Genomic DNA, 644 nt, shown 5'->3' on the forward strand with positions numbered 1-644 from the left:
TCAATAAACGCAGAGTTCATTAGCTATATTAATAGGTAAATAACCAAACAAAACAGATTAAAAGGAGCCATTAACTATGAGTTATAACCATCTTACAATAGAAGAGAGATCTTGTATTTATCAATTTTAAATTTAAGAAGGAGTATCATAAAAATTGCCAAAACATTAAGAAGATCTCTTAGTACAATTTCAAGAGAAATAAAAAGCAATTCTTCAAACATTAAGGTTCGTAGACGAAAAGAGAGACATAGAAAAAGCAAGTATTGTTTTGTAACACTGGCAGAAAGAAGATCCAGATATTACATAGCGATATTATTAGAAAATAGAAAGTCGGAAAATATCACATCGGCAATCATTAATGCGCTAAAAGATCTTGTAAAAACAATAACATTTGACAGAGGCGAAGAATGTTCAGAATTTGAGCAAACAGAAGAGGAATTAGGCTATAAGACATATTTCTATGATCCTTAGTGTGCTTGGCAAAAGGTACAAATGAAAACAGCAATGAGCTTTTAAGAGAGTTTTATCCTAAAGGTCTAGAGTTGTCAGAAGTAAGTAAAGATGGTTTACACTATAACCTAGAGTTAATGAAAAATAGACCAAGGAAAGGTATAAAATATAAACCACCTAAAGAAGAACTTTTT

Annotated in this window: 1 protein-coding gene; it reads left to right on the forward strand. The window is 30.4% G+C overall.

The features are described 5' to 3' along the window. Positions 1–111: 111 nt before the first annotated feature. Positions 112–471, forward strand: coding sequence for a hypothetical protein (locus ACQV2G_RS09140; protein ID WP_428876649.1), 360 nt, complete (start codon positions 112–114; stop codon positions 469–471). Positions 472–644 lie beyond the last annotated feature (173 nt).

The organism is Facklamia sp. P12955, from assembly GCF_050409565.1.
In the GTDB taxonomy this organism is placed as follows: Bacteria; Bacillota; Bacilli; order Lactobacillales; family Aerococcaceae; genus Facklamia.